The following is a 24903-nucleotide window of genomic DNA, read 5'->3' as shown; positions in this document are numbered from 1 at the left end:
ACACTCTGATAAGTACATAGAATTGTATAGCACAAAGTTAGAATATAACAAAATATTAACATGTGTTTCTGTGATTTAAGATATATTACGTTGAAAATATCGAATTATGCGGTAAATCACCGTTTTTATGCTGATCTTTTAATGCGAATAATCATCCATACTGCACCGAGCAACAATAGACTAATCAATATCAGACTAAACCATAACCCGTGCATCACTGATTGTTGAGAGAGTAATTTGTTCGTCATGGTAGATTTTAGTGATTGATGTAGGTTTTCTCGTTCTTGGATAATGGCTTTAAAGTTTTTTTCTTGCTCGCTAAAGTCATGCTCTCTATCGTGTTTAGCTTTTATTAATACTGCTTCATACCTTTTTGTTAACCACTTATTTGCCGTTTCATGGTCATTAATGGTGGTATAGGCCTCTGTATAGGCAGTGTACACATCAAGCAATGTACTTTTCATACCTTCTTGCTTAGTTAATTGATGTGCCCGTTCAATCATGTCAATGCCATGTTGTATATCATTAAGGTGTATTGTAGCTAGGCCTTGATTGAGTAAACAAATAGCGACTAAATTGAGCTGATTGATTTGCTCGGCAATTTCAATACAGCGCTTTGCCCGTTCAATGGCGAGTTGATAATTTTGGTATCTTAAAAAGTAATCTGAAATATTGGCGTATACAGATGCTTGTATTTCAAGGTCATTTGCTTGTAATGCGTACTCTTGTGCTTTCAGGTAAGCAGTTAATTCTTCGTCTTTCTTACCTAAATAAGCTAACGCAATCGCCCTATTAATGTAGTTAGCTGCAACCAAACTAGTTGGTGCTTGAGGCATTAATGACAAAGTTGAGATAGCGTTATCTGACATTATTAATGCTTGTGCATATTCAAAACGATCTAAGTATAAGGTCACTTGATTAGTATAAATGGTAACAACCTTATCTAAGTTACCAACCTGCTGAAAGAAGTTGTGTGCCTTAATGTAGTCTTGTAGTGCTTCGCCACTTTTAGATAACTTGCTGTATGAAACGCCACGCGTTATTCGGGCACTTGCTTCAATAAATAGATAATTAATACTTGCGGCTAAATCTATTGCTTGGGTTGAATATTGTGCTGCCTGCAGGTACTTGCCTTGGCGCATATTATTTAATGCTAAGCGTTCGTAGTAAATACTAAGTATCCATTGCTCATCATGTCGATTGGCAAATAACTTGAGCGTTTTTATTAAAGCATTGGCTGATAAATAGTCATTACTTGCTTGTTTAATGGCGATTTTTGCCAATAGATGTGCTATTTGTAGTGGTAATTCTAATTGCTCAATTTCACTGGTATCAAGTGATTTGTATTGCTGTTGTGCTGTTGATAAATCGTTGCGGGCTTTCTGTGCAATATTGAGTAGTTGGGTGACTAACGGGTTAGCACTGACTTGGGCAAAAGGGTCAAATGTATCAGGTGCCTCGTTTGATAATACATTGATGCTAGCTATAGTTAAATAAATGAAAATTATATATTTTAGTATTATCTTCACCCTATCACCCGGTTAGTTTCTACTGCGCATTTAATACCATCATACAATTGAAACCGCTTACATGGAAGTGATGCATGTAAGCGGTAGTTTTTCATCATTCATCATTAAGTAGCGACTTCTGCCATGTAATACGTTTAATTTGTGATGGGGCATTGTTATATTTTGCTGCGATTGCACTGTGATTGCTTTCCATTTTAATACCAGATGTTCTAAATGGAATAGTCATGCTTGAGACTTCACTGGAATCAAGCGTCATTTTATATAAGTTATTGCTATCTAAGCTGTATAACGCTTCCGCTGTAAGAGAAACTGAGCACCAACAATGCGCGATGGGAATGGTTATTTTGTGTTTTGTTTGGCCACTTAAATGATGTAAATGGTTGTCATTGATATAGTACAATTGGTGTTGCTGATTTTTGAGCAACATTCTACCGCCATTTTGTGTTAATTGATGTTGAGCATTAGTGATTAAATTTGTTGACCAAATTTGTCTCATGCCATCATGTTCCATATCATAATAAATTTTTTGCTGATCTGCTTGCCATTGATAGCTGCCAATAGGGCCGTGAATTGGCATTTCAACTTTCTTAATAGCGTTAGTTTTTACGTTAAATATTTCTAAGTGTTTGCCACGTAAATATAACAGATGCTCTCGATCTGGCGATAACACTAATGAGCCTATTTTTTTTGGATTTTGCTGGGGAAATGCTGAAATTTGTTTAACTTGCTGTGCTTGTTTACGCCAAATTTGCAAATTACCGGTACGGCTAGAAATGAAATAACGCGATTTTTCGTTATCGAGATGTGTCGTTGCATAGTAATTCATTGAGTCAGATTTCACTAATGAGGTTACTTCTACCGTGTTTTGCTTGTTAAACAGTGCCGCAATATTAACTATCTCTAAATTTTGACCAGTTGCCATTGCAAGCAATATATTCGATGTATCTTCGACGGCTAAACCTACCACCCAGTTCTTTATATTTATTGGATATGAACTAACTTTATCTCCAGATAAGTTAAAAATGGTAAGATCTTGAATGATTTGTATCGCAATGTGTTGACTATCAGGAAACCAATCAAACACAAGCGGCGCACCCGCATGCGGTATTTGATAAAGTTTTTTATTATCCCTAGTGATTAAGTCCATTATATGTACAGATAATGGCTGGTCACGCTGATGTCGTTGATAAAGTATTTTTTTATTATCCGGTGACAGTTTAAGCTTAGTGACACCAAATTGAGTGTCACCTGACGGAATAAGCAAGGTAGACTTCTTTGTTTTAACATCGAAAACAACTACCTGACCACCTTGTTTAACTTGGTCAAGCTCAATGAGGTATAACTTCTTGCCATTTGATGCTAAATGAGCACCACCGTATAACTCTTTTTCACATGTTTTTAGTTTGGTGACGGGTGGATTATCAACAAAGTCAGTGAGATCAAACAAGCCGATAAAACACTCGTCTTTATAATTAGTAACCTCGGCAAGTACCTTGTGGGCTCCATGCTGCCAAGAAATAGACGTTACATCAAAGTCTTTGTAAATCAATTGTACTTCTTTTAAATCACCTTTACGTTTTACGAAGCTGTTTATGTTTGGTTCGGCTCTATTGTTGTATGCAAACAATAAGTTATCTGAAGATACAATAGGCCTAAGCTCTTGGCCTGAATTCCACGTAACCCCTTGTATAGTATGTGATTCAGATGATTTTTTGATGGGGTCATTAGACAATTCTGAGCTCACGTTTGCTTGCTTTACGTGATTATTTTTATTGGTTTTAATGGTGGATGTGGTTTGAAAGTAAGTAAGTATATGATAACCGACAATAATTAACACAAGCGATATCAATGCAAAAAACATGAAACGATAGTGTTTATATTTAAAGCGGTTACTTTGCTGAATAACATTCGCTGACAAATTATCGGTAGTATGTAGGTGCTCACTATTTTTCTCATTACTGATATCATCATTGTTGGATGAAGTATCATCAGCCATTGGAATCGCAACAACCTCTACCGTAATGCTGTAGCCTTTACGGTAATGTGTTTTGATTAACGGTGCTGCATTTTCTGGGTGTGATAACTTTTTCCTTAGCTCTGACATTGCACGATTGATAGCGTTATCGTCAACGAATGTTTGTTGCCACACATGTTCAACTAGCTCTTGTCGAGAAATGATTCTATCTTGATTGTTGACAAAGTAATCTAACAACTTAAATAAAATAGGTTCTAACTCGATATCACCTGTTGAATCTGAACAAAGAATGCACTTTTGAGGAACGAATAACCAAGGGCCTATTTGAAAATTCATTGTCACGGCTTAAATAGTGAGAATTACCGAGAAATGTAACATATTTTTCACAATGAAAAAATAGTATAATAAAATTAAAGGGTTAAAGAAAAGTATTCATTTAAAAAGCGCAAGATAAGGTTTTGATAAGGTTTCTATAAAAATTAAATAGTACTTATAAAACAGTCACCTATGAATTCTAAAGCTTATGGGTAAATTGATATGGCTTTGATAAGAGACACAGAGCGATTCCTACCGTAATCTTGTTTCCATCAACGAGCAATCGTAAACGTATCATTAGCAATTGAAGGAATACACAGATGAAAAATATCACGAAAAATAAGCAATATATAATTGGCCCAATCATCGCATTATTAGCATTGTTATGTAGTGGCGCCTCTGCTGAAACTTTACAACAAACCACTAAAAGTAATTTAAAGAAAATTGCTGAACAAGATATTCAACTTTTAATAAAACAAAGTCAGCGAACAATTAATCAAAGTACAAAGACAGTAATGCTTAAACCGTTAAACACGTTAATAAAGTAATTCATATTAAAAATATTTTATAGACAAAATTTACTGATAAAGGATAAGAAAAATGACATTAAAAAACATCAAAAAATTTGTAGCAAAAGCGGGATTAATTACTTCTATAGGCCTATTAAACACTAGCCTATGTATGGCTGAAACGTCTGTTTGGAAAGTATCGAAAGGGGAAGATCAAGTATATATAGGCGGAACGGTTCATATTTTACCCGCGAGTGAGTTCCCTTTACCTGCAGAGTTTTTAACTGCCTATCAAGCAACTGACACCATTGTTTTAGAAACACAATTGCCTGATCCAACCGATACCAGCTTCCAAGCAAAATTAATGCAGCAAGTGTCATATACTAATGATCAAAAGTTGAGTGATAAACTGAGCGATGAAACATTTAAACAGTTAGAAACTCATCTTGCAGCGTTTGGGATTAATGTCAATGAAATGAATGGCTTTAAACCGGGTTTTATTGTGATGATGATGGCAATGCTTGAAGCTAAACGTGCGCAACTTGCTGGTGAGGGGGTTGATGCCTACTTCAACAAGTTGGCTGCCAAAGACAATAAAGGGAAAGAATATTTAGAATCGAGTGATTTTCAAATTAATCTTATCGCCAACATGGGGCATGGGAATGAAGAAGAATTAATGCGTTCGTCGATAGCACAAATGGGTGAATTCAAAGAGATGTTTAACAAGTTATTGCCAGCTTGGCGTGCAGGTGACAGTGACACGTTAGTTGAATTGGTGATAGATAAAGTCAAAGACGAAGACCCTGATACGTTTAAGAAAATGTTTACTGAACGTAACCAAAACTGGATACCACTTATTGAAAAAATGTTCAATGATAACGATAAAGAGTTTGTCTTGGTAGGCGTTGGTCATTTAGTTGGCGAGAACAATGTATTGGCGCTACTTGAAAAGTCGGGATATCAAGTGACAAAACTTTAGAGAAAAAGGCGCTAGCTTGATATTCAAACTAGCGCCTTTTTATAATGATGCAATCATTATTTATTGATTAGGTAGAGATTCAAAGCCCATGTTAAATAGGGTAAAGCCATAAATATCAGCATATTGTTCAATGGTTTTTGATATCGGCGTACCCGCACCATGACCTGCGTTGGTTTCAATTCGTATTAACGTAGGGGTTTGACCCGCTTGCTTCGCTTGTAATTCAGCAGCAAACTTGAATGAATGCGCCGGTACTACTCGGTCATCATGATCACCGGTTGTAACCATTGTCGCAGGGTACTTCACACCTTTTTTAACGTTATGAACGGGTGAATAGCTTTTTAAATACGCAAACATTTCTTTATTTTGTTCTGATGTACCGTAATCGTAAGCCCAACCAGCACCAGAAGTAAAGGTATGGTAACGAAGCATATCTAGAACGCCAACAGCAGGTAATGCAACCTTCATTAAGTCAGGTCGTTGTGTCATTACTGCTCCTACAAGTAAGCCACCATTTGAACCACCATTAATGGCTAAGAAATCACTTGAGGTATATTGTTCTTTAATTAGAAACTCAGCAGCAGTAATAAAGTCGTCAAAAACGTTTTGCTTTTGCATTTTCGTACCAGCTTTATGCCATGCTTTACCGTATTCACCGCCGCCACGTAAATTAGCAACAGCATAAATACCACCTTGTTCTAACCATACGGCGCGAGTGACACTAAAGCTCGGCGTTAAACTTACGTTGAAACCGCCATAACCATATAAAATAGTTGGGTTTTTACCATTTAATTTAATACCTTTTTTATAAGTAATAATCATCGGTACTTTAGTGCCATCTTTTGATGGATAAAATACTTGCTTTGATTCGTATAAATCACTATCGAATTTAGCGCCTGACTTACGATAAACGGAAGTTTTACCAGGTTTTACATCAAATGCATAAGTCGTACTTGGTGTTTTATAATTGGTAAATGAATAATAAAGTCGCTTATCTTCCTTTTTACCACTGAAACCACTTGAGCTACCTACACCTGGTAATTCAACATCTCTGACTTTCTTGCCTTGATAATCGTATTGCGACACTTTTGAAATAGCATCGACCATGTATTCAGTAAAAAAGTAACCGCCACCTGTTGTGGCCGTTAATACATGATTTGTTTCTGGAATAAACGTTTGCCAGTTTTCAACTGCAGGGTTTTCAGCATCAACGGTAACAATTTTCTTGTTTGGTGCATCAAGGTTTGTCACTAAATATAACTTGCTGCCCACATTATCAATGACATACGTGTCGGAATCTGTATGGTTTACTATGTTGACCAACGGGCCATCTTTTTTCGATAGGTCTTTAATAAAAAGACGATTTCCTGAGGTAGATACTGAACCACTGATCACTAGGTAGCGATCATCTTCAGTAACATAGCCACCCACATAGCGGTGCTTCTCAGCTGCCGTACCACCGAATACAAGTGTATCGCTTTTTTGTGCGGTACCTAATTTATGATAATACAACTTATGTTGATCAGTTTTAGCTGATAACTCACTGCCTTTCGGTTTGTCATAACTTGAGTAATAAAATCCTTCATTGCCAAACCACGAAATTCCTGAAAATTTCACATCAACTAATGGCGCCTCAAGTTCCTTTTTCGTTTCTACATCGATAACAATAATTTTACGCCAATCACTGCCACCTTCAGAAATCGAGTAGGCTGCAATTGAACCATCTTTAGAAAAACTTAGTGAAGCTAATGAGGTTGTGCCATCTTCACTGAATTTATTTGGATCTAAAAATTCTTCGACATTACCTGCTTCATCTTGACGATATACAACACTTTGATTTTGTAATCCGTTATTACGATAGAAATATTGGTATTTGCCACGTTTAAATGGAGCGCTAACTTTCTCATAATTCCACATTTCTTCTAAACGATCTTTTAATTGTTCGCGATAAGGAATTTGAGCTAAATAATCAAAAGTCACTTCATTTTGTTTACTTACCCATTCTGCGGTTTCTTCACTGCGATCATCTTCTAACCAACGGTATGGATCAGCAACTTGTTCGCCAAAATAAATGTCGGAAACTTTTCCTCGTTTGGTTGTTGGATATTTCATGTCGATTTGGTTTAACTCTGAGATAGTCTTTGATTTTTCTTGCTCAAACGCGTGAATGCAAGTTGCACCCAGTGTTAATGAAGCAACCACTAAGGTGGTTAAAATTTTCTGCATAACACCCTCTATTAACAATAATTTAACGAAAAGAGCATAGCAGAAACTTAGCATAACCGCTGAATCTTTAACGCAAATATGTTGTTATTGGCCGTTTTTAGGGAAGCATGATGGTATAAAACGCTTGACTTAATTTCAATATGATATCATAGTGATATCATATAAATTCATTGTTGGAGATGAACATGTTTACAGAAAAAGAAATAAAAGCGCCTAATGGCATCATGTTTATATTTGTTTTACTTGCTTTACAAGTAGCGGGTATTGCAGTGTTAATTAATGGACTACAAAACCATGCAGGTTGGCAAATAATCGTCAGTGTTATTTTTACTCTGTTGTTGTTTATTTGTTGGTTCGGTTTTTTTATGGTGCACCCTAAACAAGCTGCAGTATTACAATTGTTTGGTAAATATGTTGGTACGGTACATAGTCCAGGCTTACGTTGGGCTAACCCTTTTTACAGTAAATCTCGCGTATCAATGCGAGTACGAAATTTTGAAAGCGGCAAGTTAAAAGTTAATGATAAAAGTGGCAATCCGATTGAAATTGCAGCTGTTATTGTTTGGGAAGTTGTTGATACTGCTGAAGCGGTATTTCAGGTAGATGACTATGAAGACTTTGTTTCAATTCAAAGTGAATCTGCGCTACGAAATTTAGCTACAAGTTATGCTTATGATAATCATGATGAACAAGAAATGACATTGCGAGGTGATTCAGCGTTGATTTCTGATGCGTTAAGAAATGAAGTACAAGAACGATTAGATAAAGCGGGTGTAAAAGTCATTGAAACTCGTATCAGTCATTTAGCTTACGCACCAGAGATAGCAAATGCTATGTTGCGTCGTCAACAAGCGATGGCCATTATTTCAGCTCGTCAAAAAGTGGTAGAAGGTGCTGTTGGTATGGTTGAAATGGCGTTAACACAGTTATCAGAACGTGACATTGTTGAGCTTGATACTGAACGGAAAGCCGCTATGGTAAGTAACTTACTGGTCGTGCTATGTAGTGATGAGGCTGCTCAGCCTGTGTTGAACACGGGTAGTTTGTATTAATCATCTATTAGCGCCTTTCGCTCTGTTTTTAACTTAGAGGCAATCGTGGCAAAAAAAGCATACCCATTACGAATTAATGAAGACATTTTGTTAGCTATGCAGCAATGGTCTGATGATGAGCTGCGTAGCTTGAATGCGCAGATAGAATATGTGCTTCGTGATGCACTACGTAAATCTGGTCGTAGTAAACCTAAGCCTATTGAGCCAATTATTGACCCTGATGATGAATGAAACGTTTAACTTCTCATTGATAATATTGTTGATTAATTCGCAATAAAAAAAGCCCGATGACATTGTCATCGGGCTATTAGCTATGAGGAAAGCTAGAATATACAAATTATTACAACAAGTGTTCGCTAAGGAACAGATGAGATTATAGAGTAAAAACTCAGATGTTGTAAAGTGAAAATGTAATAAATTTCCATTTTTGTTTTAAATTTACGTTTTTGTCGATTTTCATGCCTTTAATCTAATGATAAAATTGAATTTCTGACTGTATTACCTCTTAATTGTAATAAAAGCACAAAAAATTAATGAGCTTGTTCCCAGTTATCACCTATACCCGCTTCTGCTATTAATGGCACACTCAGCTTGACGGCATCATTCATAATTGTCACTAGACTTTCTGTGACTTCTTCAACAATATCTTGATGAATTTCAAAAATAAGTTCATCGTGGACTTGCATGGTCATTTTAATACGAGGATCTTGTTTTGCCTCAATCCAGGTATCAACCGCCAACATTGCTTTTTTAATAATATCTGCAGCGGTACCTTGCATGGGGGCATTAATCGCCGCACGTTCTGCACCTTTGCGGCGCATAGCATTTTTAGATTTAATGTCTGGTAAATACAAACGACGGCCAAAGAGCGTTTCTACATAGCCTTGTTCAGCCGCTTGTTGGCGCGTTTCTTCCATGTACGTTAATACTCGCGGGTAGCGTTCAAAGTACTTGTCCATATACTCCTGCGCTTTATTACGAGCAATATTTAACTGTTTCGCAAGACCAAAAGCAGACATGCCATAAATTAAACCAAAATTAATTGCTTTAGCACTACGACGTTGATCGGCTGTTACTTCGTCTAAGCTTACTGAGAATATCTCTGCAGCGGTGGCTTGGTGTACATCTTTCCCTTGAGCAAAAGCGGCAACTAAACCAGGATCTTCTGATAAATGTGCCATAATGCGTAACTCTATTTGAGAGTAATCAATGGCTACAATTTTATGATCTTCTGGTGCAATAAAGGCCAACCTAATTTTACGGCCTTCCTCGCTTCGAATAGGAATATTTTGCAAGTTTGGATCTGTGGAAGACAGCCTACCTGTTGCAGCGACTGTTTGATTATATGACGTATGCACCCGGCCAGTTCTAGGTGAAACCATCAGTGGTAATTTATCAGTATATGTTGATTTTAATTTACTTAACCCACGGTTTTCTAGAATCACTTTAGGTAACGGATAATCTAATGCAAGTTCTTGTAATACTTCTTCAGCAGTCGAAGGTGCACCCTTTGGTGTTTTTTTGATGACGGGAATTTTTAATTCTTCAAATAAAATCTGCTGCAACTGCTTAGGGGAACCTAAATTAAAGCTTTGTCCTGCAATGTTATGTGCTTCCACTTCTAATTCTTGTAACCTTGCGCCAATGGTTTGGCTTTGTTGATCCAATAAGTCACTGTCAATTAATACACCCTGTTGTTCCATTCTTGCCAGTACTGGCATCAAAGGCATTTCAATATCAGTGAACACTGACAATTGGCCTTTTAACTGCTCTAATTGGGCAAAGATTGCTTGATGAAGTCTGAAAGTTATATCAGCATCTTCAGCAGCGTAATGGGCGGCTTTTTCAATTTCAATTTGGTTGAATGTTAATTGTTTCGCACCTTTACCGGCAATGTCTTCAAAATGTACGGTTTTGTAATCAAGATACTTTTCGGCTAACGCATCCATATTGTGACGCGTTGCAACGCTGTTTAAACAGTATGACTCGATCATGGTATCGTAAATCGTACAATTGATAGCGACATCATATTGTGCGAGCACGTTGGCATCATACTTTAAGTTCTGGCCAATGATGACTTGTTGCTTATCTTCAAGTAGAGGTTTTAATTGTGATAAAACCCAATCGCGATCAAGTTGCTTAGGCGCATCTTCATAATCATGATTAACAGGAACGTATGCTGCAACGCCTGGAGCTACGGCAAATGATAAACCCACTAATTCGGCCTTTATGTAATTAACGCTGGTTGTTTCAGTATCAAATGCGAAATAATCAGCCGAGGTTAGTTTAGCTAGCCACTCATTAAAAGCTTCTTTAGTAAAAATGGTGTCATAATGAACATCTATTTGTTCACGTTGTTCCTGCGAAGACTGATCACTCGTTGTTTCGGGGCTGTCACTGTTATCTAATTCGGCAAGTAAACGGCGTAATTCAAACTGTTTATATAAGGTAGAAAGCTTGTCTTTATCAGGCGAAGTAGGTATTAATTCTTCAATAGGCTTTTCAAGTGCAACATCCAGTTTTATTGTTGCAAGCTCATACGATAAAGGTAATTGATCTAATGCGTTACGTAAATTCTCACCAATTTTTCCTTTTACTTTATCGGCATTGGCAATCACTTGTTCAAGGGTTTCATGTTCTAGTAACCATTTTACTGCCGTTTTCGGACCACACTTTTCCACACCAGGAATGTTATCAACCTTGTCGCCCATTAACGCAAGGTAATCAATAATTTGTTCTGGTTTAATCCCAAACTTTTCGACAACACCTTCAACATTCATTTCAACATTGGTCATGGTATTGATTAAACGCACATGTTCATTGACTAATTGTGCCATGTCTTTATCGCCAGTAGAGATGACCGTTTCAATTCCTTGCTTAGTTGCTTGAGCCGACAAGGTGCCAATAACGTCATCAGCTTCTACGCCTTCTATAACCAGTAAAGGTAAACCCATCGCTTCAATAATTTCATGTAATGGTGCAATTTGGGTACGTAAATCATCGGGCATGGGGGGGCGGTTGGCTTTATATTCTGGATACAAGTCGTTGCGAAAGGTTTTACCTTTAGCATCAAAAACAACCACAATGTTTCCGTTAGGGTAATCTTTCTTAAGGCTCTTAATCATATTAAGTACGCCGGTTATTGCCCCAGTAGGTTGCCCATCAGCAGTTGATAGTGCTTGTAAATAAGGAACATGATAAGCGCGGAAAAGGTAAGAAGATCCATCTACTAATATAAGCGGAGATAAGTTAGGTGTATTCATGATTTTCGAGGTAACACAGAAAAATTTTGCTAAGCATGACATATTCAATGCTTACGCACTAGCGGTATCGAAAAATTCTTAAAAATTAGTAGCTTTGCTTGTGGATAACTTTGTTGAAAACATAAGTTCCTCCCACAATAAAATAACTCTATCGCGGTATGATGCTTTTATAACTGTATGTTTTTTAAATAAAAAAGGTGAGAACAAAATCCTTTTAATTATTTATTCTTATTATTGTCTGATGTGGATAACGAAAATTAAGCAAAGATGCTTGTTGGACAAAAATCCATCGAATATCCTCATCAGGGGTGAAACAGATTACCAGAATTATTTTGCAATACCAGCCTATTATTAAACTATTTTTAAAGAATTATGAAAGCTGCAAATAACTAAAAAACATAAGCGAGAATACACAGGGGTTACGCATACTTTAGATAAATTGCTCTAAGGAAAAATATTTCTATTTTTATGCTAATCATAAAGGAGGCAATAAACTCATTCGGTTTAAAAAACATATGCGGTGTTGGTTAAATGTCAGTTCGAGATGTTCAAATAAAGTTAACAAATGTGCATCGACAGGGCGACTGTAGATTGATGCACAAATTATTGAAACATTAACTATGTACAGTATCTATTTGTGGCTTAACTAAGCGGTAACAGATGCTTGCTGAAAAGGGTTTTTCAGGTGTTGTAAGAGTAAATGGGAAGTCGTTTATATTCGGACTGTTTGGAAAATATTGAGGCTCTAAACAAATACCTTGTTTTGCGCTAAATCGACCAAATAAGTGATGGCCAGTGTATACCTGTAATCCAGGCATATCACTCGAAACATGTAATTGTAGTTTTTTATCAGGGCTGATCAAAACTGCCTGAGCATTATCACGTTGATTGATGACAAAGTTTTGATCTATTTCGTCGCGGGCATCATTGGTTAAAATACGGGGCTTTTGAAAATCAAAACGAGTGTCTTTTGTGGGGAGTATTGCCCCCGTAGGGATCATTTTGCTATTTACTTCGGTAAAGTACTCTGCATTAATCGTTAGTAAGTGATTATCAGCGGAATTTTCGACTCCGGCGAGATTGAAATAAGGGTGTGACGTTAAGCCAATGACGGTGTTTTTTTCTGTTTCAGCAAATAAATGAATGTGTAGTTCACCATCATCTGTTAACTGATACTTTACCGAAAACGAAATGGCACCAGGGTAGCCATCATGACCATCTGCTAACTGACAAGATAACGTGATAGATTGCGCTTGCTGCTCTTCGAGTTGCCAAAATTGTTGGCTGAGGCCATGTGTACCGCCGTGTAATTGATTTAAACCTTCATTGGCATCTAACAGGTATTCTTGACCATCAATTATAACGCGTGCATTTTCAATACGATTGGCAAACGGGCCAACAATCGCACCATGGTAAAAGGGATCATCTAGATATTCAGCTAAAGAAGAGTAGCCAAGCACAATATTACGTTCTTCGCCGTTAACTTCTGTATACCACTGTATAATGCGCGCGCCAAAATTGGTAATGCACACCTCATCGCCTACTTCGTTACTGATCAAGAAAGACCGTATTTCGCTCATTCGATGCCTGCCAAGCGCTTAGTTAATATTATAATAACTTTTATAGTATGACTTTTTATTGATTGCGCAAGAAAATTCAAGCGTTTGTGTGGTTATTGTACGCTTACTGAATGATTTTGTAGCAATTTTAAGCGATTGGCATAAATTCAGCGTATCGTTAAAAAAACGTGCGCGAAAGTAACGCACGTTTATTCTTTGTTTTTACCTCGGAAAACTAATCGAGGTATTGCGGGATATTAGGTAGCTTACTGACGTGTTTAGCTTCGTGTTGAATAATCACTTTTGCATCTTTGGCGCTGGCAATATTTTCAAACTTTTTGAAAGATTCACGTGTTTGGGGTTCATCAACATTAAAACGAGGAACGCGCTTTAAGTGACGGCTTTTTGCTTGATGATATAAGTCACCTGATAATAACACGGTGCCGGTATTTGCTAAATTCACTTGTAATGCTGTATGACCAACTGTGTGGCCAGGTACGTTGAGAATCATCACACTACCATCACCGAAAACATCGTAATCTTGCGTAAAGGTTTTACGCTTTAACTTGCTTAAGTCAGTATGAAGCGCTTTTAAATCATCAGCACTCGCGATATGTTCTAGTTCTGCTTGGCTGGTTAACCATGTGGCATCTTTAAACGTAGACGCTTGCCCTACGTGGTCAAAATGACTGTGTGACAAAGAAAGGTATTCAATATCTGTTGGTGATAGATTAATTTCAGCGAGCTGTTCCACTAACGATTTTTTTAATGATAATGTGAACACGCCATTTACCATCGGCTCTTTACCGATAAGCGATGCGGGTAAGCCAGTATCCCACATTAAATCGCCTTTTTCGTGTCGAATCAAATAACAGCTGTCAGTAAATGTTGCCTGTTGATCTTTATAATCACCACTGGTTGAGAATACGTCCATATTCGACACCTTTATCGTGCCGCAATCAAAGGTATATAATTTTAACGCTGTTGCTTGTTCATTGTTTGCTTGAACTAAACCACTAATGAAAAGCGTGCTTAATAGTGCGAGGGGTTTAACCCAAAGTTGCGATGATTGTATGTTTTTCCGTTTTAGCATTATTTACTCCATTAACGTGGAAGCTAAGTAAGGGTGAATTATTACCCTTGATATCAAATGTTGGAAGATTTCAAACCATAAAAAACCTGAATATTGAAGTGTATCCTAGATACTCCATTTGAATAATTTAACAGTTTGGTAAGTCAGGTAAAAGGCTTAAGCAGAACCTTCACCACTCTTTTTCAAAGCATCGACTTCTTCTTTTAGTATTTTAATCTCTTTATTTAATTGTCTGCGCTGTTGATAACCAAAAAACAAACAAAAAGCAATATAAAAAAGCACTTCTGAACTTACATTCAAATGATATGTTATTGCTAAAGGTAGAATGATAGTTATACCTAAGGGGTAACTTTTAATAAATATTAAATTAATTTTGTTAAGCATTTTACCTTCCTGTTAATATTTAATACAGTTTTGCTAGATGTTAATTAGTAATTCGGGGTATTTTGAAATTACTTTCATATATAGATCAAAATTGTCATATTTTAATTTTTTAGTAATTTGTTTGTGGCTGATAGTTATTGTTGCACCAGTAGAAATAAGCAATGATACATAAGTTAAATCAGAATTATTAACACCCCATTGAAGCAAAGCAACATCTAGAGCATCATATCCTTCACTTGATTTAACTTCCATGTTCTGGGCAATTAAAAAATTTACTATGGATGAAGCTTTATGTTGTACTGCAATAGATAAAATCGATTTTTTGAGTGAATAACGGAAACCATACTAACCCCTCAGAGAAATGAACTCTATTGAGGTTAGTATTTTTTCCAGACTTTACAAATCTACAGAGTGGGTTTTCCAGACCTCGATCTAAAGGGTAACAAATTCTTCTGCTGATGTTGGGTGGATAGCTACGGTATTATCAAAATCAGCTTTTGTGGCGCCCATTTTCATTGCTACAGCAAAACCTTGTAGTAATTCGTCACTACCAAAGCCGATGGAATGAATACCCACTATCTTTTCTTCTTTACCTACACAAATTAGTTTCATTTTTGTAGGGTCACGATACTCTTCGGTCATCGCTTGATACAGCGCGGTAAATTGTGACCGGTATACTTTGATTTGGTTTTCACCGTATTCGTCAATGGCTTCTTGTTCACTTAAACCGACAGTTCCAATGACAGGATGACTAAACACTACAGTGGCAACATTGCTATAATCTAAATGCTCAGTTGGTTTATTGTTAAATAAACGTTCACATAATCGACGGCCAGCTGCAACAGCAACAGGCGTTAACTGTACTCTGCCGGTGTTGTCACCTACGGCATAAATGCCTTCAACTTGAGTATTTTGATATTTATCGGTAGGAATAAAGCCTTTTTTGTCTAACTCGATACCGGTTGCTTCAATGTTAATATTATCGGTTGCTGGTTCACGGCCTATGGCCCAAATTACGGTTTCAACAGGACCCACGGTTTTGCCGTTTTCTAGGTGAATGGTTAAGGTTCCGTCAGAGTGTTTCTCAATGGACGTTGGTGTACTGTGATTGTGCAATGTTGGGCCGTGCTTGGCCATTTGTTCCACTAAGGTGTCAGACAACATGTCGTCAAAATCTCGAAGCGGTTTTGCTTTTCTGACGACTAAATGTGTGTCGCTTCCCAGTGCGTGTAATACTCCGGCTAATTCAACGGCAATATAACCTGCACCAATTACGGCGACAGACTTTGGCTGTTGTGTTAAAGCAAAAAAGCCATCGGAATCAATGCCGTGTTCAGCGCCGGGAATCTTTGGAATACTTGGGCGGCCACCAGTGGCAATGACAATATGGTCAGCCGTGATTTTTTCGCCGTTCACTTCAACAGTATTATTATCAATGAACTTGGCAAAGCCATCAATTAGCGTAACACCGTTAGCTTCAAAACCACGACCATATGCAGCGTGTATACGCTTGATATAAGTTTCACGATTGGCGACTAATCGTGACCAGTCAAAATTATCTGCAGAAAGATTAAAGCCGTAATCATGGCTATAATGAATAGCATCGGCAATTTGCCCTGCATACCACATGGCTTTTTTAGGTACACAACCAACGTTTACACAGGTGCCACCCACTTGTTTTGCTTCAATAACAGCGGCTTTTTTGCCAAGCTTTGCTGCGCGATTTGCTGATGCGATACCGCCGCTGCCTGCGCCAATGGCTAGAAAGTCAAAGTGTTGAGTCATCTGTTTTTGCTCCTGATCTGTGTGCAGATAATAGGTTTAAGACCTTAAATATGCGGATAATCATTCATCCTTTCAAGCAATGTTTACTAAGATACTTGAATTAATACAGTTTAGCCTTTACATCTACTATCATAATAGCATCACCAATAAGCTGACATTACTATGAGTAATCCATTACTAGAAAACACTTCGTTACCGCAATTCTCTAAAATTCTTCCAGAGCATGTAAAACCCGCAGTAGAAAAGGCCATTGCTGATTGTAAAAAAACCATTGAACAGGTGATAAAGAATAACGACAGTTATACTTGGGATAACTTAGTTGAGCCCATTAATGATGTTGATGACATTTTAGGTAAGCTATGGTCACCGGTTTCACATATGAATTCGGTCGTCAATAGTGAAGAACTTCGTGATGCTTACGAATCGTGTTTACCCTTATTATCTGAATACGGTACCTTTGTTGGCCAGCATCAAGGCTTATTTGAAGCTTATCAAAACCTTGCAACGAGTGATGAATATCAAACACTTGATACCGCACAACGCAAAGTCATTGATAATGCCTTGCGAGACTTTACCCTATCGGGTATTGCGTTACCTTCTGAGCAGAAAAAGCGCTATGGTGAAATTGTCACGCGTTTATCGGAACTGGGCTCAACCTTTAGTAATAACTTACTTGATGCAACGCATGCTTATACCGTTAATATTACCGATGAATCGGAACTTGATGGTTTGCCTGATTCCGCTAAAGACGCTGCCGCTGCTCAGGCGAAGGCTCAGGAAAAAGAAGGATGGCTGTTTACTTTAGATATTCCAAGTTACCTACCGGTAATGATGTATTGTGACAATCGAGAGTTGCGTGAAAAACTTTATCGCGGTTTTGTAACACGTGCCTCAGATCAAGGGCCGAATGCAGGTGAATATGATAATAGCGATATAATGAATGAAATTTTGGCATTACGTCATGAATTGGCGAAATTACTTGGTTTTGACAACTTTGCTGAAAAATCGTTAGCCACCAAAATGGCGAACTCAACAAACGAAGTGTTGGGCTTTTTGGAAGACTTAGCTAAAAAATCGAAAAGCCAAGGTATTGAAGATCTTGAACAAGTTAAAGAGTTTGCCCAAAAAAACTATGATGTTAATGAGTTAGCACCATGGGATTTAACCTATTACAGTGAAAAATTAAAACAAAGTCGCTTTGCTATTTCTGATGAAGAGCTTCGACCGTATTTTCCTGAACATAAGGTTGTATCAGGGTTATTCGAAGTAGTTAATCGTTTATTTGGTATTAAAATCACCGAGAAAACAGGTATTGATACTTGGCATGAAGACGTAAAGTTTTATGACATTCATGATGCCAATCAACATTATCGTGGAAGTTTTTATCTTGATTTATATGCAAGAGCGAAAAAACGAGGCGGTGCATGGATGGACGATTGTGTTGGCCGTAGAAAATTAACTTCAGGCGAGGTGCAATACCCCGTTGCGTACTTAACGTGTAATTTCAATGGCCCAATAGGAGAGAAACCCGCATTATTTACCCATGATGAAGTGGTTACTTTATTTCATGAGTTTGGTCATGGCATACATCATATGTTAACGCAAATAGACGCTTGCGGTGTATCCGGCATAGATGGTGTGCCATGGGATGCTGTTGAATTACCCAGTCAATTTTTAGAAAATTGGTGCTGGCAGCCAGAAGCATTGGCTTTTATTTCAGGTCATTATGAAACGGGCGAGTCATTGCCAGAAGACATGCTTGATAAAATGTTGGCGGCGAAAAACTATCAATCGGCGATGCAAATGTTGCGTCAATTGGAATTTAGTTTGTTTGACTTTCTTATGCACAGCAATTACAAATCTGATACCGAAAATGATCAGTACATTCAACAAGTGCTTAATGAAGTTAGAGATAGATATTCAGTAGTGCCAGCGGCCGACTTTAACCGCTTCCAGCATGGTTTTGGGCATATCTTTGGTGGTGGTTATGCTGCAGGCTATTACAGCTATAAATGGGCTGAAGTATTATCCGCGGATGCTTTTTCAAGGTTCGAAGAAGAAGGGGTGTTTAATTCCGCAGTAGGCAAAGATTTTCTGAACCACATTCTAGAAAAAGGCGGTTCACAAGAGCCAAGTGAGCTATTCAAAGCCTTTAGAGGCAGAGAGCCAAATATTGACGCACTGCTGCGCCATAGTGGTATTGCTGCTTAATAGGCTGATGAGATGACATTAGAAACAGTTGACGCGATTTATCAACGTGCAGCAGAACGCAAAGGCGGTGACGCTAAGCTCAATGTGCTATTAGCTGCGCAAAAACAAGGAATTGATGAACTTACTGATGATCGTATTTTGTCTGAAATGACTAAAAAGATTTTTCAGTCAGGGTTTGTTTGGCGTGTGGTTGAAAAAAAATGGCCTGACTTTGAAGAAGCGTTTTTTAACTTTGATATTGAAAAAATATTGATGATGCCAGAAGAGATGTTAGAGCAAAAAGCAAGCGATCCTAAAATCATCCGTAACTTTAATAAAGTGAAAACCATCAAAGCTAATGCTCAAATGATGTTTGAAGAGCGGCAGAACGGTCATAGCTTTGCTGAGTTCATCGCAAGATGGCCAACCGCTGATATTATTGGTTTGTGGGCGTATTTAAAAAAGAATGGACAACGATTAGGGGGGAACACTGGCCCGTATGCATTGCGTATGTTGGGTAAAGATACGTTTTTGTTGAGTCGAGATGTCGAAGGTTACTTTCGGGCTCATGACTTGATCTCCGGTGGTCTTCACACCAAATCAACGTTGAAGACTATTCAACAGAGCTTTAACCATTGGCACCAGGAATCTGGTATGTCGCTGTCACAATTAAGTCGATTGGTGGCGTTTTCAACGGGAGACAATCAATTAATCTCGTAAATACTTTGTGTAAACAGAAAATCGCTGTTGGCTATGTTGATTCAATAGATGCTGAAAAAGCAAAAGTAATCGCTGCCAAATGGGGTTTTGATTATATTGGCGACGTTGCGTCGGCAGTAAACTTTCCTTCGCTTATATTTTTGTTACAAGTCAATATTCAACGCCTAGAGTTGATCAAACTCGATGAACCAAAGCTTGGTGCAATTGCGGTTGATTTTGTCTCAGGCGCAACCGCACACCGCCGTAAATTTGGAGGTGGCCGTGGGCAAGACATTGCAAAAGCAGTCGGTTTAAAGCATGGCTTTACCCCATGCGTGTTAGATGCAACCGCAGGTTTAGGCCGAGACGCTTTTGTATTAGCAACACTAGGCTGCGAAGTAAAAATGATCGAGCGTAACCCTGTGGTTGCTGCATTACTTGACGATGGCTTACAGCGCGCGGCTTTGAGTGTTGATGTGAATGACATTACTGATCGTATGTCACTAATGTTTGCTTCATCTATTGATAATATGACACACGAAAGTGATATTGATGTGGTTTATTTAGATCCAATGTACCCTCATAGGGAAAAGTCTGCCGCGGTTAAAAAAGAAATGCGCGTGTTTCAATCACTCGTCGGTGAAGACGTAGACAGCGATGCTTTATTAGCACCAGCCCTAGATATCGCGCAATATCGTGTTGTTGTGAAGCGTCCTAGCTATGCAGAAAACTTAGCCTCAAAAAAGCCATCTACCAGTATTAAAATGAAGAAAAACCGTTTTGATGTTTATGTAAATCGCGCTATTCCAAAGGCTGAAATTAATTAAATCAATTGTAATTTGTTTTGTTTGCCAGCGTTATCATAAAGCTGTCATATTAATGTGACGGAATGAATCTATAATGACCTTTTGACATAAAAGTGTCATTTTTTTGTAACTTAATTGTCATAATACTTAACGAGAATGCCTACTCACTTATTATAGTTGTAGGTAATGTTGTGCGCGTCTCTACTTTTTCCCGTTCTTCCGTCATTGCAATCAGTGCTTTTGCTGTTATTTTTCTTGCGACGATGTATCAAGTGAGTGAATCACTGTCACAAAGTAGAAAGCAATATGATCAGTACCAGCAGTTAAAATCATTAATTACGGTTAATTTTAGTCGTACGGTTAGACGGTATTTAGAGTCTGGAGATGCTAGTCAATTGACCGAAGCTGAAGCTATTCTTGATGATATTATTATCAACGCTGAGCAGTTGTCGTTATCTCAGCTTGCTGCTGGCATTACAACTAAGGCAAGGGGTCTTAAAAAAGAAATCGCAACTAAATATCGTGCAATGGGCAAATTAAGTGGAGACCCTCTTGCTCTATTGCGCAATGGCGAACGAGGTATTTCAGCGATTAATCAGCAGCTAGCTGGTTATGTAGAACAAACTGAAGTACTAGATGCCGCGAACAAGCAAGCTTATTTACAATTAACCAATCGTTTAGCGACTGCTTTATTTGATTTAGTGGACAGTAGAGAAAACATGTTTGCTCAACAGAAAGCCAACAGTGATTCATTATCGTTTCCACTTCAAGCACTCAAAGATTTAGTTGATCAACTTTCGACAAAGCCATTATTAGAAATTTACAGTGATGATAGCGGTGATGAAGATGACTTTTTTGCCGATGAGGATGATAAAGAAGATATGAGCGAAGATGCATTGTCTGAGCTAACATCTTTGATCAGGCGTTATCATATTGAATTGAGCAATACGTTAGATAATGAACAGCAACGCCAAGAAGGTTTGAAGTTGCTGAGTAATCAAGTTGATGACCTTGAAAATATTATTATAAATGGCGAAGCTGAAATTACGCAGGCGCAAAAGCAGGTGAATCAACAGTTGTCTTATATTGTTATTGGACTGCTATCATTTCTAATCCTTTTTTTAGCAGCTAATTATTGGTTAACGCGGAGCGTAGTGTTAAATCCGCTACGTAAACTTCGCGATAGCTTTGTGACGCTGGTAAACGAAGGCCGTGTTGACAACATAACGGGTATACCTTTAAAAACGGAGCTTGGTGAAATTTCACATAGCTTTAATCAAATGGTGTCAAAACTTGCTCAAGAAGATAAACAAAAAGCACAGCAATTAAATTTAGTGTCGACAGCAATGAAAACCATGGAAAACCAAGCGGGTAATATTTTAGAATCCTCTGCGAGTACCGATCAGCATTTAACCGATGTAGTGCAGGTTATGGATGCCTTATCACGTGTGACTGATAACGTTAATACGTTGTCACAACAAGTTGTAGATAATGCAAAAACGACAGAACAAGCGATGAATGATAGCCAAGCCAAAGTGCATGAAGTCTTGACTGCAAGTGAGCAAACTAATCAAGCTGCAAGTGCAGGTAAGGAAGCTATTCTATCTCTGTCGCAATCGGTAGAAAGTGTGGGTTCAATTGTTGATGTGATCAGTTCAATCGCTGATCAAACCAATTTACTGGCATTAAATGCAGCAATTGAAGCCGCACGTGCGGGTGAACATGGTAGAGGCTTTTCGGTAGTTGCTGATGAAGTACGTCAGTTAGCGGGTAAAACGCAAGAGTCACTTAACCAAGTTAGTAAACGTTTAGAGCAGTTAAACCAGGCAAGTTCGACCTTAGAAAATAACATTTACGGTATTGAAAATGCGTCTCACCAACAAAAAGATATCGCGGCGCTATTAAAAGAAAATGCTGAAAATGTGGTTGAGCAAGCAATCACTTCAGCGAATGTAGCGGAAGATGCATTGGCTCAAATTAATCAACAACGAAGTCACTTTGTTGAATTTGAACAAGCGATGGAAAGTGTGCAAAATGAAGTAATGCATTCTCGAACACTTGCAGACAAAATTGTGAAAGATGTTAATGGTCAAGTAAATGACATCAATCAAACATTGCGTATTGTGATGAATAGCGAGCAAGAGTTAAGTTAGTGAGTAATACGTTTAAGCGGCAAACACTTCGATACGATCTCGGCCATTATGCTTTGCACGATACATGGCTTGATCTGCATCATTGACCAGTTGTTCGAAGTCTTTATGGTTTGAAGTTAACGAACAGATACCAATACTCAGTGTGACAAAAACTTCTTGCCCTTTAAACACTAATGGTTGAATAGCAAGCTGTTGTTGAATTCGCTTTGCCGTTTCAATACCCCCGCTGTTATCGCAATTTGGCAGGATAACAATAAATTCTTCTCCGCCATATCGCCCTAGAAAATCCACGACTCGAATTTCTGATTGGCAAACATGGCATAGATGTTTAAGTAATTCATCACCGCAAAAGTGACCGTATTCATCATTGACTTTTTTAAAGAAATCACAATCAAAAAGCATAACGGTTAGTGCTAAAGAAGCGCGCTTACTGCGAGAATATTCTAATGCCCCGCGCTCATAAATAGCACGCCGATTTGCCACTTTTGTGAGCGGATCGGTTCGGGTCATCTCTTCCAATACTTCGGTTCTTTTTGCAATAATTTGTTGCATGGCATCAATGGAAATACTGTTTTCTTGCAGTTTTTTATTCATTTCTTGAAAGTGCTGTACGATACTCTCAAATTCTTCAGAAGGGTAAGTTAACTCAATTTTTTGAAAGTCATCGGTAGCATTATGTGTTATGGCGCTGTCTACTTCCGTAAGGGATGTTTTTAGAATGCGCCGAAGTTTTATCGCGGTAAATGTTAATGTACTTAATGATAATAACAGTACAATTGCTATGAGCATGAACTTATGTTCAACGGTGTCGCGGATATTTTCTTGAACATCTACTGACAAATTAACGGCATCTGCTCGAATAGATTCAAGCTGGGTTAATAATCTTGCGTTAAAATGGTTCTGTAGAATTTTGTTAGCATTATTAAACTGCTCTTGTGTTTGTTTTTCGAATAATGCTTTGAGGTTTAGGTTCCGGCTTTGAATGCTGTTCAATATAACTTGTTGTTTCGCGGTCATTTCTGGCGCTGTACTGAGTATTTCTTCTAATTGATTATGGTAATTTAGCCACTCGTCAATATCGTTATTTTTAACAAATAATTGTTTACTTAAAATGACTTGCTTAAGGATATCTGTATGACTTTCAATACGTTGAGCAAAGGCTTCTCTTTGGGCTGCTAAAGTAATGCTTTGATAAGCAAAAAGTACGCTAAAGATAATAAGAAAAAAGACAAAACAACACCCTATGGCGAAATATGAAACACGTTGTATTAATGCTGTTGTCATGTGTTACCTGTTAAAAATAAATGTTAACTAACTGAGGGTTTATTTGTGACAACGCTCTTACATCAATATAACTTTTATACTGGTTATGAGCGGTCAAAGGTTCCGTGTCTTTGGATGATAATAAGTGTTGCTCAAATGCCCACATTGCTTGCGCCTCAATACTTAATAATAACGAATTGTCTAAGCCAACTTTGAAAATATAATCGCGCCATACCCAATCGATAAAAGCTTGTTCAACGTTTAGTTTATTTTTAACAATTGCTTTGGCTTTTTTAGGTTGAATGGCGATAAACTCTGTAGCTTTAATTAACCCGGCTAATAAACAGCGTGTAGTTGTAATATCTTCTGCTTGCCTATTAGTAGAAATAAGATTAAAGCTTAACGAATTTAAGTTTTTTGTTTGATGTAATTTAATATCTTCGCCCATGATTTGGATTGTTTGAAAGGCATAGGGCTCCCAAGAAACAATAGCATCAACTTGTTCGGCTAATATTGCGCTGTGCAGGTCGTCAGGTAAATAATTCTTTACCATGATATCTTCAAGTGTTAACCCTTCTAGTGCGAGCAAAGCCGTGAGAAAGTATTCGCCTGCCGTTCCTAACGTAACACCGACTTTTTTACCTGCTAAGTGTTTAATATCTCGGATATATGCCGCTTTATTACTGAGTAGCTTAATGTCGTTATCTGATTGTACAAACATAGCATGAGTAACTAATGGTGTGTGGTGTAAACTTTGATAGGCAATAACAGAATCGGATGAGGTGGCATACTCAACGTGCCCTGATGATACTAGATCAAAAGCACGCTTCCCACCCACAACATCTACAAAGTTAACGGAATTACACTGTTTATCAAAGGCGTCGATAGCCTTAGCAACATAAAATGGTGCTGATAGTGGTGTTAGGGAAACAGCGACGTTTACGGAGTGTTGTTGAGTGACATTGTTATTATCTATGTACTTCAATAGCAGTATAAATACACATCCTAGTGCTGCAATTACCATAACGGCTGTACGCCAACGATGCTTCAAATCCTTGTCTCATATTGGTGTTTTCACGTAAGTATAGCTGATCTATTTTGTTAAACAGCGTTATTACAAATA

General features: G+C 37.9%; 19 protein-coding genes. 8 read left to right on the top strand and 11 right to left on the bottom strand.

All coding sequences use genetic code 11. From position 1 onward, the window contains the following. Positions 1-125 precede the first annotated feature (125 nt). Together QUE72_RS18325 and QUE72_RS18320 are read right to left on the bottom strand one after the other, a co-directional pair. A complete protein-coding gene (locus tag QUE72_RS18325; RefSeq protein ID WP_286270611.1) occupies positions 126-1529 on the bottom strand; it encodes a tetratricopeptide repeat protein in 1404 nt (467 codons plus the stop codon). 94 nt (positions 1530-1623) lie between these two features. Further along, positions 1624-3840 carry a winged helix-turn-helix domain-containing protein gene (locus QUE72_RS18320; protein WP_286270610.1) on the bottom strand — a complete coding sequence of 739 codons (2217 nt, stop codon included), beginning with the start codon at positions 3838-3840 and terminating at the stop codon, positions 1624-1626. 299 nt (positions 3841-4139) lie between these two features. Between QUE72_RS18320 and QUE72_RS18315 the strand changes: the two genes are divergently transcribed. Then, entirely contained in the window at positions 4140-4367 is a 228-nt protein-coding gene (locus QUE72_RS18315; protein WP_074496893.1) for a hypothetical protein, read from the top strand. 52 nt (positions 4368-4419) lie between these two features. Beyond that, the gene (locus QUE72_RS18310; RefSeq protein WP_286270606.1) at positions 4420-5307 is read left to right on the top strand and encodes a TraB/GumN family protein; all 888 of its coding nucleotides are present in this window, start codon (positions 4420-4422) and stop codon (positions 5305-5307) included. A gap of 60 nt (positions 5308-5367) precedes the next feature. Here the strand turns inward: QUE72_RS18310 and QUE72_RS18305 are convergent, their stop codons facing one another. Further along, positions 5368-7419 carry a prolyl oligopeptidase family serine peptidase gene (locus QUE72_RS18305; RefSeq protein WP_286273001.1) on the bottom strand — a complete coding sequence of 684 codons (2052 nt, stop codon included), beginning with the start codon at positions 7417-7419 and terminating at the stop codon, positions 5368-5370. Positions 7420-7718: 299 nt separating this feature from the next. Between QUE72_RS18305 and QUE72_RS18300 the strand changes: the two genes are divergently transcribed. Both QUE72_RS18300 and QUE72_RS18295 read left to right on the top strand, forming a co-directional pair. Beyond that, the gene (locus tag QUE72_RS18300; RefSeq protein WP_074496900.1) at positions 7719-8585 is read left to right on the top strand and encodes an SPFH domain-containing protein; all 867 of its coding nucleotides are present in this window, start codon (positions 7719-7721) and stop codon (positions 8583-8585) included. Positions 8586-8627: 42 nt separating this feature from the next. Next, positions 8628-8816, top strand: coding sequence for an Arc family DNA binding domain-containing protein (locus QUE72_RS18295; RefSeq protein ID WP_139302568.1), 189 nt, complete (start codon positions 8628-8630; stop codon positions 8814-8816). A 299-nt stretch (positions 8817-9115) separates the two neighbouring features. On the opposite strand, the gene polA is transcribed toward QUE72_RS18295, so the two are convergent. From polA to gorA, 6 genes are all read right to left on the bottom strand, one after another. After that, positions 9116-11848, bottom strand: coding sequence for a DNA polymerase I (gene polA / locus QUE72_RS18290; protein WP_286270603.1), 2733 nt, complete (start codon positions 11846-11848; stop codon positions 9116-9118). A 614-nt stretch (positions 11849-12462) separates the two neighbouring features. After that, complete coding sequence (locus QUE72_RS18285) at positions 12463-13428, bottom strand: aldose epimerase family protein (RefSeq protein ID WP_286270602.1); 966 nt, start codon at positions 13426-13428, stop codon at positions 12463-12465. A gap of 214 nt (positions 13429-13642) precedes the next feature. Continuing rightward, a complete protein-coding gene (locus QUE72_RS18280; RefSeq protein WP_286270600.1) occupies positions 13643-14500 on the bottom strand; it encodes an N-acyl homoserine lactonase family protein in 858 nt (285 codons plus the stop codon). Between the two features lie 156 nt (positions 14501-14656). Next, on the bottom strand, positions 14657-14884 hold the full coding sequence (locus QUE72_RS18275; RefSeq protein ID WP_286270598.1) for a hypothetical protein: 228 nt from the start codon (positions 14882-14884) through the stop codon (positions 14657-14659). 33 nt (positions 14885-14917) lie between these two features. After that, positions 14918-15136 carry a hypothetical protein gene (locus QUE72_RS18270; RefSeq protein ID WP_286270597.1) on the bottom strand — a complete coding sequence of 73 codons (219 nt, stop codon included), beginning with the start codon at positions 15134-15136 and terminating at the stop codon, positions 14918-14920. A 180-nt stretch (positions 15137-15316) separates the two neighbouring features. Continuing rightward, positions 15317-16669 carry a glutathione-disulfide reductase gene (gorA, locus tag QUE72_RS18265; RefSeq protein ID WP_286270595.1) on the bottom strand — a complete coding sequence of 451 codons (1353 nt, stop codon included), beginning with the start codon at positions 16667-16669 and terminating at the stop codon, positions 15317-15319. Positions 16670-16831: 162 nt separating this feature from the next. Between gorA and prlC the strand changes: the two genes are divergently transcribed. The 4 genes from prlC to QUE72_RS18245 all read left to right on the top strand — a co-directional run bounded on the left by prlC (position 16832) and on the right by QUE72_RS18245 (position 22517). Further along, the gene (prlC, locus tag QUE72_RS18260) at positions 16832-18880 is read left to right on the top strand and encodes an oligopeptidase A (protein WP_286270594.1); all 2049 of its coding nucleotides are present in this window, start codon (positions 16832-16834) and stop codon (positions 18878-18880) included. A 12-nt stretch (positions 18881-18892) separates the two neighbouring features. Then, positions 18893-19579: a DNA-3-methyladenine glycosylase I gene (locus tag QUE72_RS18255; RefSeq protein WP_286270592.1), complete on the top strand. Its 687-nt coding sequence runs from the start codon at positions 18893-18895 to the stop codon at positions 19577-19579. A gap of 44 nt (positions 19580-19623) precedes the next feature. Continuing rightward, positions 19624-20385 carry a class I SAM-dependent methyltransferase gene (locus QUE72_RS18250; RefSeq protein ID WP_407704983.1) on the top strand — a complete coding sequence of 254 codons (762 nt, stop codon included), beginning with the start codon at positions 19624-19626 and terminating at the stop codon, positions 20383-20385. A 170-nt stretch (positions 20386-20555) separates the two neighbouring features. Beyond that, positions 20556-22517 (top strand): methyl-accepting chemotaxis protein, encoded by a 1962-nt coding sequence (locus QUE72_RS18245; protein WP_074499566.1) that lies wholly within the window; start codon positions 20556-20558, stop codon positions 22515-22517. 12 nt (positions 22518-22529) lie between these two features. On the opposite strand, the gene QUE72_RS18240 is transcribed toward QUE72_RS18245, so the two are convergent. Both QUE72_RS18240 and QUE72_RS18235 read right to left on the bottom strand, forming a co-directional pair. Next, a complete protein-coding gene (locus QUE72_RS18240; RefSeq protein ID WP_286270589.1) occupies positions 22530-23801 on the bottom strand; it encodes a GGDEF domain-containing protein in 1272 nt (423 codons plus the stop codon). A gap of 10 nt (positions 23802-23811) precedes the next feature. Continuing rightward, on the bottom strand, positions 23812-24831 hold the full coding sequence (locus tag QUE72_RS18235; RefSeq protein ID WP_286270587.1) for an ABC transporter substrate-binding protein: 1020 nt from the start codon (positions 24829-24831) through the stop codon (positions 23812-23814). Positions 24832-24903: the final 72 nt, after the last annotated feature.

Source organism: Thalassotalea hakodatensis (assembly GCF_030295995.1).
GTDB lineage: Bacteria > Pseudomonadota > Gammaproteobacteria > Enterobacterales > Alteromonadaceae > Thalassotalea_C > Thalassotalea_C hakodatensis.
The sequence above is the reverse complement of the archived record's forward strand: the minus strand, read 5'-3'. Positions and strand labels throughout refer to the sequence as shown.

Excerpts from the sequence above, each read along its gene's own strand:
- gorA (WP_286270595.1), bottom strand. The coding sequence starts at position 16,669 with ATGACTCAACACTTTGACTTTCTAGCCATTGGCGCAGGCAGCGGCGGT.
- polA (WP_286270603.1), bottom strand. The coding sequence starts at position 11,848 with ATGAATACACCTAACTTATCTCCGCTTATATTAGTAGATGGATCTTCT.
- QUE72_RS18320 (WP_286270610.1), bottom strand. The coding sequence starts at position 3,840 with ATGAATTTTCAAATAGGCCCTTGGTTATTCGTTCCTCAAAAGTGCATT.
- prlC (WP_286270594.1), top strand. The coding sequence starts at position 16,832 with ATGAGTAATCCATTACTAGAAAACACTTCGTTACCGCAATTCTCTAAA.
- QUE72_RS18310 (WP_286270606.1), top strand. The coding sequence starts at position 4,420 with ATGACATTAAAAAACATCAAAAAATTTGTAGCAAAAGCGGGATTAATT.
- QUE72_RS18270 (WP_286270597.1), bottom strand. The coding sequence starts at position 15,136 with ATGGAAGTTAAATCAAGTGAAGGATATGATGCTCTAGATGTTGCTTTG.
- QUE72_RS18255 (WP_286270592.1), top strand. The coding sequence starts at position 18,893 with ATGACATTAGAAACAGTTGACGCGATTTATCAACGTGCAGCAGAACGC.
- QUE72_RS18280 (WP_286270600.1), bottom strand. The coding sequence starts at position 14,500 with ATGCTAAAACGGAAAAACATACAATCATCGCAACTTTGGGTTAAACCC.
- QUE72_RS18300 (WP_074496900.1), top strand. The coding sequence starts at position 7,719 with ATGTTTACAGAAAAAGAAATAAAAGCGCCTAATGGCATCATGTTTATA.
- QUE72_RS18285 (WP_286270602.1), bottom strand. The coding sequence starts at position 13,428 with ATGAGCGAAATACGGTCTTTCTTGATCAGTAACGAAGTAGGCGATGAG.
- QUE72_RS18305 (WP_286273001.1), bottom strand. The coding sequence starts at position 7,419 with ATGAAATATCCAACAACCAAACGAGGAAAAGTTTCCGACATTTATTTT.
- QUE72_RS18240 (WP_286270589.1), bottom strand. The coding sequence starts at position 23,801 with ATGACAACAGCATTAATACAACGTGTTTCATATTTCGCCATAGGGTGT.
- QUE72_RS18315 (WP_074496893.1), top strand. The coding sequence starts at position 4,140 with ATGAAAAATATCACGAAAAATAAGCAATATATAATTGGCCCAATCATC.
- QUE72_RS18275 (WP_286270598.1), bottom strand. The coding sequence starts at position 14,884 with ATGCTTAACAAAATTAATTTAATATTTATTAAAAGTTACCCCTTAGGT.